This is a genomic window from Streptomyces sp. NPDC016677, assembly GCF_055562815.1.
Genome location: NZ_JBVHEO010000010.1, coordinates 234,558 through 246,949, shown reverse-complemented (window position 1 = coordinate 246,949; position 12,392 = coordinate 234,558). Strand labels below are relative to the sequence as shown.

General features: G+C 71.5%; 14 protein-coding genes. 9 read left to right on the top strand and 5 right to left on the bottom strand.

What is annotated here, in order from left to right; translation table 11 throughout:
• Nucleotides 1-23: 23 nt before the first annotated feature.
• Nucleotides 24-539 (top strand): immunoglobulin domain-containing family protein, encoded by a 516-nt coding sequence (locus ACZ3IG_RS25480; protein ID WP_467434899.1) that lies wholly within the window; start codon nt 24-26, stop codon nt 537-539.
• A 21-nt stretch (nt 540-560) separates the two neighbouring features.
• Here the strand turns inward: ACZ3IG_RS25480 and ACZ3IG_RS25475 are convergent, their stop codons facing one another.
• Entirely contained in the window at nt 561-1,004 is a 444-nt protein-coding gene (locus tag ACZ3IG_RS25475; RefSeq protein WP_467434898.1) for a glutaredoxin domain-containing protein, read from the bottom strand.
• A 72-nt stretch (nt 1,005-1,076) separates the two neighbouring features.
• Here ACZ3IG_RS25475 and argG point away from each other — a divergent pair, with 72 nt between their 5' ends.
• Nucleotides 1,077-2,522 (top strand): argininosuccinate synthase, encoded by a 1,446-nt coding sequence (gene argG, locus ACZ3IG_RS25470; RefSeq protein WP_467434896.1) that lies wholly within the window; start codon nt 1,077-1,079, stop codon nt 2,520-2,522.
• Nucleotides 2,523-2,584: 62 nt separating this feature from the next.
• Here the strand turns inward: argG and ACZ3IG_RS25465 are convergent, their stop codons facing one another.
• On the bottom strand, nt 2,585-3,496 hold the full coding sequence (locus tag ACZ3IG_RS25465) for an alpha/beta fold hydrolase (RefSeq protein WP_467434895.1): 912 nt from the start codon (nt 3,494-3,496) through the stop codon (nt 2,585-2,587).
• A gap of 119 nt (nt 3,497-3,615) precedes the next feature.
• Here ACZ3IG_RS25465 and ACZ3IG_RS25460 point away from each other — a divergent pair, with 119 nt between their 5' ends.
• The 3 genes from ACZ3IG_RS25460 to ACZ3IG_RS25450 all read left to right on the top strand — a co-directional run bounded on the left by ACZ3IG_RS25460 (nt 3,616) and on the right by ACZ3IG_RS25450 (nt 6,154).
• Complete coding sequence (locus tag ACZ3IG_RS25460; protein WP_467434893.1) at nt 3,616-4,221, top strand: TetR/AcrR family transcriptional regulator; 606 nt, start codon at nt 3,616-3,618, stop codon at nt 4,219-4,221.
• A 158-nt stretch (nt 4,222-4,379) separates the two neighbouring features.
• The gene (locus tag ACZ3IG_RS25455; protein WP_467434892.1) at nt 4,380-5,129 is read left to right on the top strand and encodes a class I SAM-dependent methyltransferase; all 750 of its coding nucleotides are present in this window, start codon (nt 4,380-4,382) and stop codon (nt 5,127-5,129) included.
• Nucleotides 5,130-5,227: 98 nt separating this feature from the next.
• A complete protein-coding gene (locus ACZ3IG_RS25450) occupies nt 5,228-6,154 on the top strand; it encodes a UbiA prenyltransferase family protein (protein ID WP_467434891.1) in 927 nt (308 codons plus the stop codon).
• A 104-nt stretch (nt 6,155-6,258) separates the two neighbouring features.
• On the opposite strand, the gene ACZ3IG_RS25445 is transcribed toward ACZ3IG_RS25450, so the two are convergent.
• The 3 genes from ACZ3IG_RS25445 to ACZ3IG_RS25435 form a co-directional block, all read right to left on the bottom strand.
• Nucleotides 6,259-7,092: a transposase family protein gene (locus ACZ3IG_RS25445; RefSeq protein WP_467434890.1), complete on the bottom strand. Its 834-nt coding sequence runs from the start codon at nt 7,090-7,092 to the stop codon at nt 6,259-6,261.
• A gap of 31 nt (nt 7,093-7,123) precedes the next feature.
• The gene (locus ACZ3IG_RS25440; protein WP_467434889.1) at nt 7,124-7,615 is read right to left on the bottom strand and encodes a hypothetical protein; all 492 of its coding nucleotides are present in this window, start codon (nt 7,613-7,615) and stop codon (nt 7,124-7,126) included.
• A 186-nt stretch (nt 7,616-7,801) separates the two neighbouring features.
• A complete protein-coding gene (locus tag ACZ3IG_RS25435; RefSeq protein WP_467434887.1) occupies nt 7,802-8,377 on the bottom strand; it encodes a DinB family protein in 576 nt (191 codons plus the stop codon).
• 335 nt (nt 8,378-8,712) lie between these two features.
• Between ACZ3IG_RS25435 and ACZ3IG_RS25430 the strand changes: the two genes are divergently transcribed.
• The 4 genes from ACZ3IG_RS25430 to ACZ3IG_RS25415 all read left to right on the top strand — a co-directional run bounded on the left by ACZ3IG_RS25430 (nt 8,713) and on the right by ACZ3IG_RS25415 (nt 12,232).
• Nucleotides 8,713-9,360 carry an HAD family hydrolase gene (locus ACZ3IG_RS25430; protein WP_467434886.1) on the top strand — a complete coding sequence of 216 codons (648 nt, stop codon included), beginning with the start codon at nt 8,713-8,715 and terminating at the stop codon, nt 9,358-9,360.
• Nucleotides 9,361-9,363: 3 nt separating this feature from the next.
• On the top strand, nt 9,364-10,215 hold the full coding sequence (locus ACZ3IG_RS25425; RefSeq protein WP_467434885.1) for an NAD(P)-dependent oxidoreductase: 852 nt from the start codon (nt 9,364-9,366) through the stop codon (nt 10,213-10,215).
• 177 nt (nt 10,216-10,392) lie between these two features.
• A complete protein-coding gene (locus ACZ3IG_RS25420) occupies nt 10,393-11,046 on the top strand; it encodes an esterase/lipase family protein (protein WP_467434883.1) in 654 nt (217 codons plus the stop codon).
• Nucleotides 11,047-11,269: 223 nt separating this feature from the next.
• Entirely contained in the window at nt 11,270-12,232 is a 963-nt protein-coding gene (locus ACZ3IG_RS25415) for a pectate lyase family protein (protein WP_467434882.1), read from the top strand.
• Nucleotides 12,233-12,392: the final 160 nt, after the last annotated feature.

Here is a 12,392-nt window from a genome sequence, read left to right as displayed (position 1 = left end):
GACGTTCAGGGAACGAGCATCGCATGTCAACGGACGCGTCCTGCCTCCAGGTCGCCCGCGTCGCCGCAGGAGCCGAGAGCGACCGTGCTGCCGCCGCGCCCGCCGAGCGCCTGCGCAGCGTCGCCTTCGGACCGGGACCGCGGGTTCTCTTCCGGCCCTCCCCGGCACCGACGACCGGCTTCCGCGGCTTCTCGCTGTCGATCACCGTGGCCCAGCCCGCCGAGAAGTCCCTGTGGGGCTGCGGCGCCGTCGCACGGGCCCCGGACGGGACGATCTGGAAGATCGCGACCTCGTCGCAGAAGAACACCGGGCCCGCCTCCCGGGAGATCGGCGCACTCGTCCTCCTGCTGGGGGCCGACGACGTCAAGGTGAGCACGCGGTTCCACGTCGAGCAGGGCCCGACCCTGGCGAAGAGTTTCGGCGGGAGGTACGTCGAGTCCGCCGCCGGTGAGCCGGGCCCCGTCCAGCCGGCGCTCTGCAAGCGCCGAAGCCTCGCCGAGATCCTCGGCGTGCCGGAGGACGGCACGCGGCGCCGGTGACGTCCGACGTGTCCTGAGGGGTCAGGCCGGTGCGGAAGAGGCGAGCTGGGCGCGCACCCATTCGGGGTCGGGGTTGACGTGCGGCCGGCCCGCGACGACGACCGTCGGCACGGTCTCGTCGCCGTCGTTGGCCGCCCGTACCGCTGCCGCCGCCTCCGGGTCGCGCCAGATGTCGACCCAGTGCAGCCGACGGGCGTCACGGCCCAGCCGGAGGCGCAGCCGCAGACAGTACCTGCAGCCCGACCGCCAGTAGACGACCGGCCGGCCGTCGGTCTCGCTGCGGCGCCGCGCCTCCAGCGCGCCGATGTGCCTCGGGAAGGCCAGCGGCGAGTTGACGCCGGCGAGCAGGAGGAACAACGGGAGGAGTACGGCGGCTTCACCGGCGTCCCCGTTCAGGACCAGCCCCGTCGCGACGGCCGAGCCGCTCAGCATCAGCAGCGACGGCAGGATCCAGGCGCGCATCATGAGTACGCAGATTAGCGTGCGCGCCGACCGGGCGACTTTGCATGTTCATACGTAGCCCTGCATAATCAATACATGTCCAAGGTCCTCACTTCCCTCCCGGCCGGCGAGCGCGTCGGCATCGCCTTCTCCGGCGGTCTCGACACCTCGGTCGCGGTCGCGTGGATGCGCGACAAGGGTGCCGTCCCCTGCACCTACACCGCCGACATCGGCCAGTACGACGAGCCCGACATCGCCTCGGTGCCGGGCCGCGCCAAGACCTACGGCGCCGAGGTCGCGCGTCTGGTCGACTGCCGCGCCGCGCTCGTCGAGGAGGGCCTGGCCGCGCTCGCGTGCGGGGCGTTCCACATCCGCTCGGGCGGGCGGGCGTACTTCAACACCACGCCGCTCGGCCGTGCCGTCACGGGCACCCTGCTGGTCCGGGCGATGCTTGAGGACGACGTCCAGATCTGGGGCGACGGCTCGACGTTCAAGGGCAACGACATCGAGCGGTTCTACCGGTACGGCCTGCTGGCCAACCCGAACCTGCGGATCTACAAGCCGTGGCTGGACGCCGACTTCGTGTCCGAGCTGGGCGGCCGCAAGGAGATGTCGGAGTGGCTGGTCGCCCACGACCTGCCCTACCGCGACAGCACGGAGAAGGCGTACTCCACCGACGCCAACATCTGGGGCGCCACCCACGAGGCCAAGACGCTGGAGCACCTGGACACGGGCGTGGAGACCGTCGAGCCGATCATGGGGGTGCGGTTCTGGGACCCGTCGGTCGAGATCGCCACCGAGGACGTGACGATCGGCTTCGAGCAGGGCCGCCCCGTGACGATCAACGGCAAGGAGTTCGCCTCCGCCGTCGACCTGGTGATGGAGGCCAACGCCATCGGCGGCCGGCACGGCCTGGGCATGTCGGACCAGATCGAGAACCGGATCATCGAGGCCAAGAGCCGGGGCATCTACGAGGCCCCCGGCATGGCGCTGCTGCACGCGGCGTACGAGCGGCTGGTCAACGCGATCCATAACGAGGACACTCTCGCCCACTACCACAACGAGGGCCGGCGGCTGGGCCGGCTGATGTACGAGGGCCGCTGGCTGGACCCGCAGGCGCTGATGGTGCGCGAGTCGCTGCAGCGCTGGGTCGGCGCGGCCGTCACCGGCGAGGTCACCCTGCGGCTGCGGCGCGGTGAGGACTACTCGATCCTGGACACCACGGGCCCGGCGTTCAGCTACCACCCCGACAAGCTGTCCATGGAGCGCACCGAGGACTCGGCGTTCGGACCGGTGGACCGGATCGGCCAGCTCACCATGCGCAACCTCGACATCGCCGACTCCCGTTCCAAGCTGGAGCAGTACGCGGGCATCGGCCTGATCGGCACCGGCGGTCCCGCCATCGGCGCGGCGCAGGCGGCCGCGACCGGTCTGATCGGCACCATGCCGGAGGGCGGCGCCGAGGCGATCGCCTCCCGCGGCCAGGTCTCCGGGGAGGACGAGCTGCTGGACCGCGCGGCGATGGAGTCCGGCACCGACTGACCTGTTACCGCGTGGGGGGGCCGGTCCGACGGCGTCGGACCGGCCCCCCCACATCGTTTTCGTCAGTCGACGGAGTCCATGAAGTCCAGCATCCGGCGGTTGACCGCGTCCGCGTGGTCGATCTGCGGGCCGTGACCCGTGCCGGCGACGATCTCGGCGCGGGCGCCCGGCACCAGCCTGGGCACCCGCTCCGCCTGCCGCCGCGGGTGCACGAGCAGGCTGCGCTCGCCGAGCACCAGGTAGAGCGGGACGCGGATGGTGGCCAGTTCGTCGTCGGTCAGGGGCGCGGGGGCCGGACGGCGGATGCGGTAGGCGCGGGTGGCCGCTCTGATCATCGTGCGCAGTTCCGGCACGACGAGGACCGGCTGGTCCAGCCAGGCCGCGAGCCGTGGCCGCAGCGCCCGGGGCGCGAAGGTCGCGAAGAGACTCACGAAGATCCAGAAGAAGAAACGCAGTCCCACCTTCTCCAGGCCGCCGGGGTCGAGGAGCGTGACCGACGCGAGGCGGCCGGGGGCGCGGTGCGCCTGGTTGAGGACGAGCCAGCCGCCGTACGAAGTGCCGACGAGGTGGACCCGGTCGAGCCCCAGCCCCGCGAGGGTCTCCTCCAGCCACCGCGCGGCGTCCTCGGGCCGGTGGATGGGTTCGCGCTGCACGCTGCGCCCGGGATCGCCCGGGGTGTCTATGGCGTAGACGGGACGTTCGGCGCTGAGCGCCGGTGTGTTGGGGTACCACATGGCGGAGCAGGAGCCGGCCCCGTGCACCAGGACGACGGGGGTGCGGGACCGGGCGGCGGGGTCGTCGGGGCCGTACCGGTAGACGTGGGTGGTACCGGCGAAGGTCTCCACCGTCTGCTCGCCCCGCGCGGGCGCGCCCAGGGCGTAGACCGCGTCGCAGGCCGCGAAGTAGCGCTCACGCCGGGCATCGTCCGTATAGCGGCCGACGGTCGCCTGCGGACGGGAAGCGGTCTGTGACACGGGCACCTCCAGGTTCGTGTGCGTTGTGATACGACCGTACCATCATCGTGGTACGGCTGTATCATCACCGGGACCGGCAACGACATGGCGGCGCGGACGACGAGCGGGAGAGACGGCCGATGCCCAAGCAGGTGGATCACGCGGAGCGGCGCGCCCAGATCGCCCGGGCCCTCGTCCGGGTCGCCGGGCGGCAGGGGCTGCACGCGGTCGGAATGCGCGACGTGGCGGCGGAGGCGGGTGTGTCGCTGCGGCTGGTGCAGTACTACTTCGAGACCAAGGAGAAGCTGCTGCTGTTCGGCCTGGAGCAGCTGACGGAGCGGTTCCGGGAGCGGGTCGCCGCCCGGTTCAGGGACGCCGGGGAGAGCCCCGGGCCGCGCGCCGCCGTCGAGGCGCTGCTGATGGCGGCCCTGCCCACGGACGAGGAGAGCCGTACGTTCCACTTCGTCTACACCTCCTACGCCGTGCTGGCCGTGAAGGACCGGGCTCTTGCCGCCCAGCCCTTCATCAAGGAACCCGACGCGGCTCAGGAGGCGCTCGCCGGGCTGCTGCGGCGGGCGCGGGAGGACGGTCTGCTCCGGCCGGACGTGGACCCGGGGATGGAGGCGGCCGGACTGCTCGCCATGTCCGCGGGGCTCGGCACCGGTGTCCTGGTCGGCCAGCGCGGCCCGGAGTCGGCTGCCGCGGTCCTGCGCCACCACCTGGACCGGGTGTTCCTGGCACCCTGACCTCCGGGTGGTGCGGTTGCCGGGGCCCGGCGGTGCCGCGGGCGACACTGCCCGGTGCCGGATGCGGCGGCTGCTCGTTGTTGTCGGCGAACGCCGTGTGCCGTGCCCGACGGCCCCGGCCCGGCCCGCGACCGACTCGGAGTCCGATGATCGCCGACATGCCCCGTGGTGGCCCTGACGCGGCACGCTGGGACCGCAGGTTCGAAACGAGCCGTGCGGAGTACATCGACCGGCCCGACACCCCGGAGAAGGGGCGGCGGGTGCTGCGCGCGCTGGACCGCTTCCAGCGGCTGACGGGCGGCTACCGGACCTTCTGCCGCCTGACCCTCGCGGAGGCCCGCGGCATTCCCGACCCGCGCCTGCTCGAACTCGGAGCGGGACTGGGCCGGCTCGCCCGGTACCTCACGGACCGGCACCCCACGGCCCGGGTGACCGTGAGCGACGTCGACCCCGACGTGGTCGAGCGGATCCGGCGCGGCCCGGTGGGCTCGCACCCCCGGGTGACGCCCGCGGTGCTGGACGCCACGTCGATCGAGGCCCCCGACGGCGCCTTCGACGTGGCGGTGCTGACCATGGCGCTGCACCATCTGCCGGCGCCGGGCGTCGTGGCCCTGCTGGAGGAGGGCACCCGCGTCGCGCGACGGCTGCTGATCATCGACGGCTGGCGCCATCCCGCCTATCTCGCCGTCGCGCCGCTGCTCTGGCTGACCGGTGGCCTGCCGCATCTCCACGACGGCCTGATCAGCCTGCGCAGGCTCTACGGCGCGAAGGCGCTGCACGCCCTGGCCGGCGCGTGTACGCCGACCGTCGTGGTGCGCACGCGTTTCGTCCCGCCGGGGTATCTGGTGGCCGTGGCCACCCGGGACCGCCGGGACCGGTGGGCGGCACCCGGCGTGGCCCCGGCGTGAGCGGGGGCGCGCGGTCCCCTTTCCCTGTGCCAGTCCCCTTCCTCTGTGCCGGTCCACCCCGCGGGCACTCCCCCGCCCCACACACCAGGACTTCTGCCATGACCTTCGTGGCCGCCCCGGCCAAGGCGCTCTTCGCGCTCTCGCGCGGCACCCAGGCATCTCTGAGTGTCGCCCAGCCCCTGATCGCGGCTCTCCTCGCCGACGACCGCCCCTCACCGCCGCGTCTGGCGGCGGCCACCCTCGCCGCGTTCGCCGCCTTCTTCGCCGTCTTCGCCGCCAATGACGTACTCGACATCGACGTCGACCGGCGGCGCTTCGCCCATGTGCGGCCCTACGAGGGAGCCGACCTGGACAGTGTCGGCGGACGGCATCCGCTGGCCCGGGGCCGGCTGTCCCGCCGGGCGGCGCTCGCCTGGATCGGCGGGCTGGGCCTGATCGCCGCCGTCGTCGCCGCGCTGCTCGGCCCGCGGTGTCTGGCGCTGTTCGCCGGGGCCGCCCTCCTTCAGGTCCTGTACTGCCGGCTGGCCACGGTGACGCCGCTCAAGTTCATGGTCAGCGGGGTGATGGTGGCGGTCGGCGCCGCGGCCGGCTGGTTCGCGGTGTCCGCCTCCGTCGACCCGCTGCGGCTGGGCCTGTTCCTGGTGTGGATGGCGGCGTGGGAGATCGGCGGCCGCAACATCCCCAACGATCTCGCCGACATCGACGAGGACCGCCACCTCGGCGTCCGCACCCTGCCCGTGGCCCTCGGCCCGCGAACCGGTGCGGCGGTCGCCTTCGGCTTCCTCCTCGTGGCCGGCGCGGCGAGCTGCCTCCTGGCCTGCGTGGCGCTGCGGTCCTTCGGCCCGCCGGGTCTGGTCGGCACGGTGCTGGTCACGGCCGTCACCGTGGTCCGCCCGGGCCTCCTCCTGCTGCGCCGCGCGGAGCCACCGGTCGCGCTGGCGGTGTTCAACCAGGCGTCGTTCCAGCCCGTGGGTGTCCTGGCCGTGTTCGCCGTCGGCCTCGCCACCGCCGGGCTGTGGCGCTGACAGAGTTGCCGCCAACCTGAAGTCCCAGGTCAAAGGGCTGGTGTGATTCGTCTCCGGGGCACTCTTGCTGCTCGTGGGCGGGAGTCCACGGAGAAGATCATCCGTCAGCGGTTGACTTCGAGGTTCGTCAGGACGAGCAGAGCGCGCAGGAGTCGGGTGGCGTGTGCGGTGTCGGTGCGGAGTTTGGTGAGGATCCGCCAGTTCTTGAGGTGGGCGAAGCCGTGCTCGACCGGTGCGCGTCCGATGGCGAGGACCCTGTTGGCCTTCTTCTGGCCCGGGGTGAGCTTGTGGGTGCGGGTGGCGGTGTATCCGGTGACGATCACGGGGTTGAGGATGTCGTTGTCCAGGCCGCGGAAGCCGAGGTCGGCCAGGGTTCCGAGGCCGGCGGCGCGCAGGTGGGCCAGGATGTGGTCGTGGCGGGCGGCGGTGTTGTCGTGGGTGCGGCCGGGCCGGGCAGCGGATATCCAGATCAGGCGGCCCCTCTCGTCGGTCAGGGCGAGGAAGTGCAGGCCATGGCTGCGGTGCTTGCCGGAGTAGTTCTGTCGGTCGGCCTTGCCGGTGCGACGCCTGGTGCGGATGAGGGTGCCGTCGATCAGGACCAATTCTCCACCCTGCCTGGCGACCTTCTTCAGTGCGCGGTCCAGGCGCGGTGCCTGGGCGGCGAGCAGTCCGATCAGCTCGTCCCGCCAGCGGCGAACGGTGGACTCGGACACGTCATTTCCGCCGGCCATGTCGGCCAACCGCTGGTCGTGGCGCAGTACAGCCAGGACGATCACCGCGATCCTCCCAGGCGGCAGGATCCGCCATCGGGACCGAATTGCCTTCAGGTGGCGCTTGAGGAGATCGGCGAGGTGGTTGACGGTGCGCGTGGACAGCGGCAGACGGCACTGGTAGACCAGCGGGCAGGTGTCCTCGGCGCGTTCTTTGGTATTCGTCACACAATTCCAACGGCCGCCGGGGGCAACCCGGTTACGCCCGCGTTCCCCGGGCGGCTGCGTCCCTGCTTAGATGCGGGTGGTGAACCTGCCGTCGGGCAGTTTGGCGCAGCCAGCCGCGGTCGGTCAGTCTGACCAGCTTCCCTCGCAGAGGTTCCAGTTCGCTCTTTACGCTGACGTCCACCGCCAGCATCTCGCCGACCTCCCGGGCCATGACCGGCCCAGCGGCCTGCCGCACGGCAGACAGGATGCGCTGGTATTCCGGCGGGAGCGTGTTCTCCTCCACTCCCGACTCGCGGTGTGGGATCAGCATCACTGCCCGACCGCCCACCTGCCCGGGCGCCGGCGCAGCCGAGGCGCGTTCGTCGGCGAGCTGCGCACTCACCCGCTCAAGGACACGTTCGGCGACGGCCAATTCGTCCCGCTCAGCCCGCACCTCGGCCAACTGCTTGGCCAGCTGTTCTTCGAGTTCGTCCAGTTCCGCGCGTCGCACGGTGATCCGTTCCAGCAGCTCGGGATCCAGCATGCACCCGATCGTAGAAGCCGACCGGCCACAGCGAGTAAGAATCGGACAGTCAGCTCCCCTTCACGCGGCACGGTCATGGAGAGCGGCCCCGGTTCCTACCATCTCGCCGACACAGGGGTCCGGCCCGGACACCCGCCAAGACTGGCTGACTTAGCCTGCCTCCCGGATCCGTACGGTGGGATGTGATCACTGGCCTACTCGGCCGTCGATCCGCTCGCGCAGGAGGTCGGCGTGGCCGCAGTGCCGCGCGTACTCGGTGATCTGCATGACCAGGATCTCGCGAAGCGGCGCCTCCCCCGCTCGCGTGCCGAGGTCGGCGAAGCCGGCGATGAAGCGGTCGGTCACCTCGCTCTCAGCCCGCCACTGCCGCCAGGCGTCCTCCACGACCGCGGGGTCGGCGATCGCCCCGTTCCAGTCCCCGTCACCGTCTTCAGCGGTGCGATAGATCCTCGGCGAATGCTCGCCGGCCATCCGGCGGAAGTGCCGTTCGTCCTCGGCCATGTGCCGCACCAGCCCGAGCAGGGACATCGTGGACGGCGGTACGGAGCGCCGGGCCATCTGTTCGGCGTCCAGGCCCACACACTTCATCTCGATGGTGAGCCGGAAGCGGCGCAGGCTCTCCAGCAGCGTGCCGCGCTCGTCGACCGTCTCGACTTCCGCCTCGCGCGGGTCGTCATCAGGATCGACCCACATGTCGGGGTAGATGGTGGAAGGGGTCCACCGAGTCACCGCTGCTTCGTTGTTGCGCTCGCCTGAGTCCATGATCGCATCGTGGTGCGCATCGACTCCGTCCGCCACCGAATATCGCCATCCGATTCGGCTGACGGCCGACCAACCACATCTCACCCCTCCGCAGAGGCAGATGATCTACACCGCATACTGCCGCCCAGGACCTGCGTGAGTACCCAGACAGGCTGGCACACCAGCCTCTTGACCAGCGACTTCAAGTTGGTGGAGGCTCACAGACCGCCACTGTCCCTGCACGGCCCGCCGTTCCGGGAAACGGAGCACTTGGCGGGCGTCCTCGGGCCGGCCCCGGGCCGGGCGCGGTGAGCACCGGGTGAGGGCGGCGGGGCCCCGGCGTTAAGGTCGTCCCCATGCGCCTCGCCCTCTTCGACCTGGACGGCACCCTGGTCGACCGCAGCGCCGCCTTCGCGGACGCCGTCACCGACCTCGTCCACGATCACGCCTACGGTCCGGAGATCGAGCGGTGGCTGCGGACCGAACTCGCCGACACGGCCGGCCGCGAGGACTTCGTCCGCCTCCGCGACGTCTTCGGGCTCGACGAGGACCCCGGCCATCTCTGGCGCGTCTACGTCGACCGGATGGCGTCCGCCGTCACCTGCCGCCCCGCCGTCCTGGACAGCCTGGCCAGGCTCAGGGAGGCGGGCTGGAGCATCGGCGTCGCCACCAACGGGGCCAGTGACGTCCAGCGCGCCAAGGTCCGCGCCACCGGACTCGCCGAACTCATCGACGGCATCGCCGCCTCCGGCGACATAGACGTCCGCAAACCCGACCCGCGGCTGTTCGAACTGGCCGCGGCCCGCTGCGGTACCCAGCTGACCGCGGGTGACTGGATGACCGGGGACAACCCGGAGACCGACATCGCCGGCGGCACGGCGGCCGGTCTGCGTGCCATCTGGGTACGCGGCCGGCCCTGGCCCGAGGGCCTGACCGCGCGCCACCACGCCGTCGACGACGTCACCGAGGCCGTCGACCACCTGCTCGCCCACTCCCTGGAGTAGCACGTGTCCCAGCAGCCCGTCGTAGGCATCCTCCACCCCGGCAGCATGGGCGCCGCCGTCGCCGCCTGCGCGGCGGCCAACGCTGCCGCCGTCCTGTGGTGCGCGGACGGACGGAGCCCGGCCAGCGCGCGCCGCGCCGAACGGTTCGGCCTCGAACCCGTGCCCGCCCTGCGGGAGCTGACCGGCCGGGCCGACATCGTGATCAGCCTGTGCCCGCCGGCCGCGGCCGAGGAGCTGGCCCGCGAGGTCGCCGGGCACGGCTACACCGGCGTGTACGTGGAGGCGAACGCCGTCAACCCCGAGCGCACGGCACGGATCGCCGCGCTGTTCGCGCCGCCGGCCACCGTCGTGGACGGCGGGGTCATCGGCCCTCCGCCCGTCAACGGCGGCAACCCCGCTCTGTACTTGTCGGGACCGGAAGCGCAGACCACCGCCGTGGCCCGGCTGTTCGACGGCACCGCCGTACACGCCGAGGTCCTGGGCCCCCGTATCGGACAGGCCTCGGCGCTGAAGCTCGCCTACGCCGGTTTCCAGAAGGTCAGCCGGGTCCTGGTCGGCCTGTCCTACGCGCTGGCCCATGAGCACGGCGTCGAGGGGGAACTGCGCGAGGTCGCCAAGCGCCGCTCGGACACGTACCTGGCCGAGCCGGAGTACGTGGCCTCGGCCGCGGCGCGGGCCTGGCGGTGGGGGCCGGAGATGGACGAGATCGCCGACACGCTCGAAGCGGCGAAGCTCCCGCCCGAGTTGCTGCGGGCGGCGGCGACCACGCTGGGGCGGTGGCACGACAGCAAGGACGACGCCCAGCTCACCCTGGAGCAGGCGCTCGGCCGGCTCGCCTCGCCCGGACGGGCGTAGCGGCTGCCCTCCGGGGGATGAGCCGCCGGTGCGGTGACGGCCCTCCCCCGGCAAGGGCGCGGGGCGGGGCCCGGCGCCGTCGCGTCCACAGGTGATCTCACCGATGGCACCGGCACCTCACGCCATGACGCCGGGCGGGTCAGGCACCCGCTTCCCCGCGTCCTCGCAGGAGGGTCCATGCGTCGTCGTCCCCCACGTCGGCTCCTCGGCGTGCTCGTGGCCGCCACCGCCGCGCTCACCCTGTTCTCCTCGGCCTCGACAGCCGGTGCGACCGGCACCGCGACCGCCCCCGCCGCCACCGCGCGGTCCGCCGGGACCGCCGCCCAGCCGCTGTCGACCGGCATACCGGTGGTCTTCGTGCACGGCTACACCGGCAACGCCTCCAACTGGGTCACCGCCATGAGCGTCTTCCGGCTCAACGGCTGGTCCGGCTCCGCCCTGTTCGCCTACGAGTACAACTCCTACGGCGACAACGTCACCAACGCCCAGGGCCTCGCGTCCTTCGTCAACACCGTGAAGGCCCGTACCGGCGCGAGCAAGGTCGTGATCGTCAACCACTCGATGGGCGGCCTGGTCAGCCAGTACTACCTGAAGGTGCTGGGCGGCCACAGCAACGTGCGACGGGATCATCCTGCCGTACACGAGCACCCGGCTGAGCGGCGCGACCAACAACGACGTGCTGTGCCAGACCCACATCGGCTACCTGGCCGACACGGTCGTCCTGGGCCGGATCGCCCGCTTCGTCGCCTCCTGACCCACCGGAAGGCGGCCCACCCTGTCCCCGGCACCGCGCGTGCCGGGGACAGGCGCGTGTCCGGAGGGCCGCCGTGACGGAACGCAATAGTCCACACAGGGCACGTCATAGTCCACAGCGGTCTGCCTACGCTCGCAGTGAGCCTCGGCAAGAGCCGGCCTCGAGGCCCTGGTGGTGCACCCCAGCAGATCCGCACAGCACATTCGCACAGCGCGTCCGCACAGAACGTCCGCACAGAACGTCGTACAGCACTCCCCCTCAGCACCCTCTCCCCGAATCCCCCCACGGACGGAGATCCACATGCGCAGGACGAGCGCACGGTTCACCCTGGCCGGAGCCGCGGCGACCGCCGTTGTCATGGTCGCGACAGGCGTCGGTACGGCGAGCGGGTCCGCCCCGGCCGAGCCGCTGGCCGCAGCCGCCACCACTCCCGTCGGTTTCGGCGCCGCCACCACCGGCGGCGCCGGCGGCGGCACGGTCACCGTCTCCACCGCCTCCGCCTTCATCAGCGCCGTACAGAGCAGCAGCGCCCAGACCGTACGGGTCAACGGCACGATCGCGCTGTCGTCGATGACGAAGGTCGCCTCGAACAAGACCATCGTCGGTGTCGGCACCTCAGGCAGGATCACCGGGAGCGGCCTGAACGTCTCCGAGGTGAACAACGTCATCATCCAGAACCTGACGTTCACGGGGTCCAACGACGACGCGATCAACGTCCAGTACTCCACCAACGTCTGGATCGACCACAACGACATCTCCGGCGCCAGTGACGGCGCGGTTGACATCAAGCGGGCCTCGACCAACATCACCGTGTCCTGGAACCGCACCCACGACCAGGACAAGAACATGCTGCTGGGCCACTCCGACAGCAACTCCTCGGAGGACACCGGCAAGTTGAAGGTGACCTACGTCAACAACTGGTTCGACGGCACCAACCAGCGCAACCCGCGGGTCCGCTTCGGCAACCCGGTGCACGTGCTGAACAACTACTTCAGCGACATCGGCTCCTACGGCGTCGCGTCCACCGAGAACGCGGGCGTCCTGGTGGAGGCCAACTACTTCGAGAACACCGAGGACCCGTACCACCTCGGTGAGGGCGACTCCGACGAGGGCTCGCTGGTGGCGAGGAACAACCACTTCGTCAACTCCGGCTCGGGGCAGACCGGCGGCAGCGTGGCCTCGATCCCGTACAGCTACACCGCGCAGTCGGCGTCCTCCGTGAAGGCGACCGTGACCGCCGGGGCGGGCGTCGGCAAGATCTGACCTGCCCCCGCCCACCGCACACCGCACACCGCACACCGCGCACAGGCAGGACCGGTGGCCCCCCCACGCCACCGGTCCTGCTCGGTTTCCCGCAGGCCCCGCGGGCCCGTTCCGTCACGGCTCTTGCCGGGTGCGACCGCCTCGTCTAGGTTCTCCACCC

Excerpts from the sequence above, each read along its gene's own strand:
- ACZ3IG_RS25415 (WP_467434882.1), top strand. The coding sequence starts at position 11,270 with ATGCGCAGGACGAGCGCACGGTTCACCCTGGCCGGAGCCGCGGCGACC.
- ACZ3IG_RS25435 (WP_467434887.1), bottom strand. The coding sequence starts at position 8,377 with ATGGACTCAGGCGAGCGCAACAACGAAGCAGCGGTGACTCGGTGGACC.
- ACZ3IG_RS25450 (WP_467434891.1), top strand. The coding sequence starts at position 5,228 with ATGACCTTCGTGGCCGCCCCGGCCAAGGCGCTCTTCGCGCTCTCGCGC.
- ACZ3IG_RS25420 (WP_467434883.1), top strand. The coding sequence starts at position 10,393 with ATGCGTCGTCGTCCCCCACGTCGGCTCCTCGGCGTGCTCGTGGCCGCC.
- ACZ3IG_RS25440 (WP_467434889.1), bottom strand. The coding sequence starts at position 7,615 with ATGCTGGATCCCGAGCTGCTGGAACGGATCACCGTGCGACGCGCGGAA.
- ACZ3IG_RS25480 (WP_467434899.1), top strand. The coding sequence starts at position 24 with ATGTCAACGGACGCGTCCTGCCTCCAGGTCGCCCGCGTCGCCGCAGGA.
- ACZ3IG_RS25430 (WP_467434886.1), top strand. The coding sequence starts at position 8,713 with ATGCGCCTCGCCCTCTTCGACCTGGACGGCACCCTGGTCGACCGCAGC.
- argG (WP_467434896.1), top strand. The coding sequence starts at position 1,077 with ATGTCCAAGGTCCTCACTTCCCTCCCGGCCGGCGAGCGCGTCGGCATC.
- ACZ3IG_RS25460 (WP_467434893.1), top strand. The coding sequence starts at position 3,616 with ATGCCCAAGCAGGTGGATCACGCGGAGCGGCGCGCCCAGATCGCCCGG.
- ACZ3IG_RS25455 (WP_467434892.1), top strand. The coding sequence starts at position 4,380 with ATGCCCCGTGGTGGCCCTGACGCGGCACGCTGGGACCGCAGGTTCGAA.
- ACZ3IG_RS25475 (WP_467434898.1), bottom strand. The coding sequence starts at position 1,004 with ATGATGCGCGCCTGGATCCTGCCGTCGCTGCTGATGCTGAGCGGCTCG.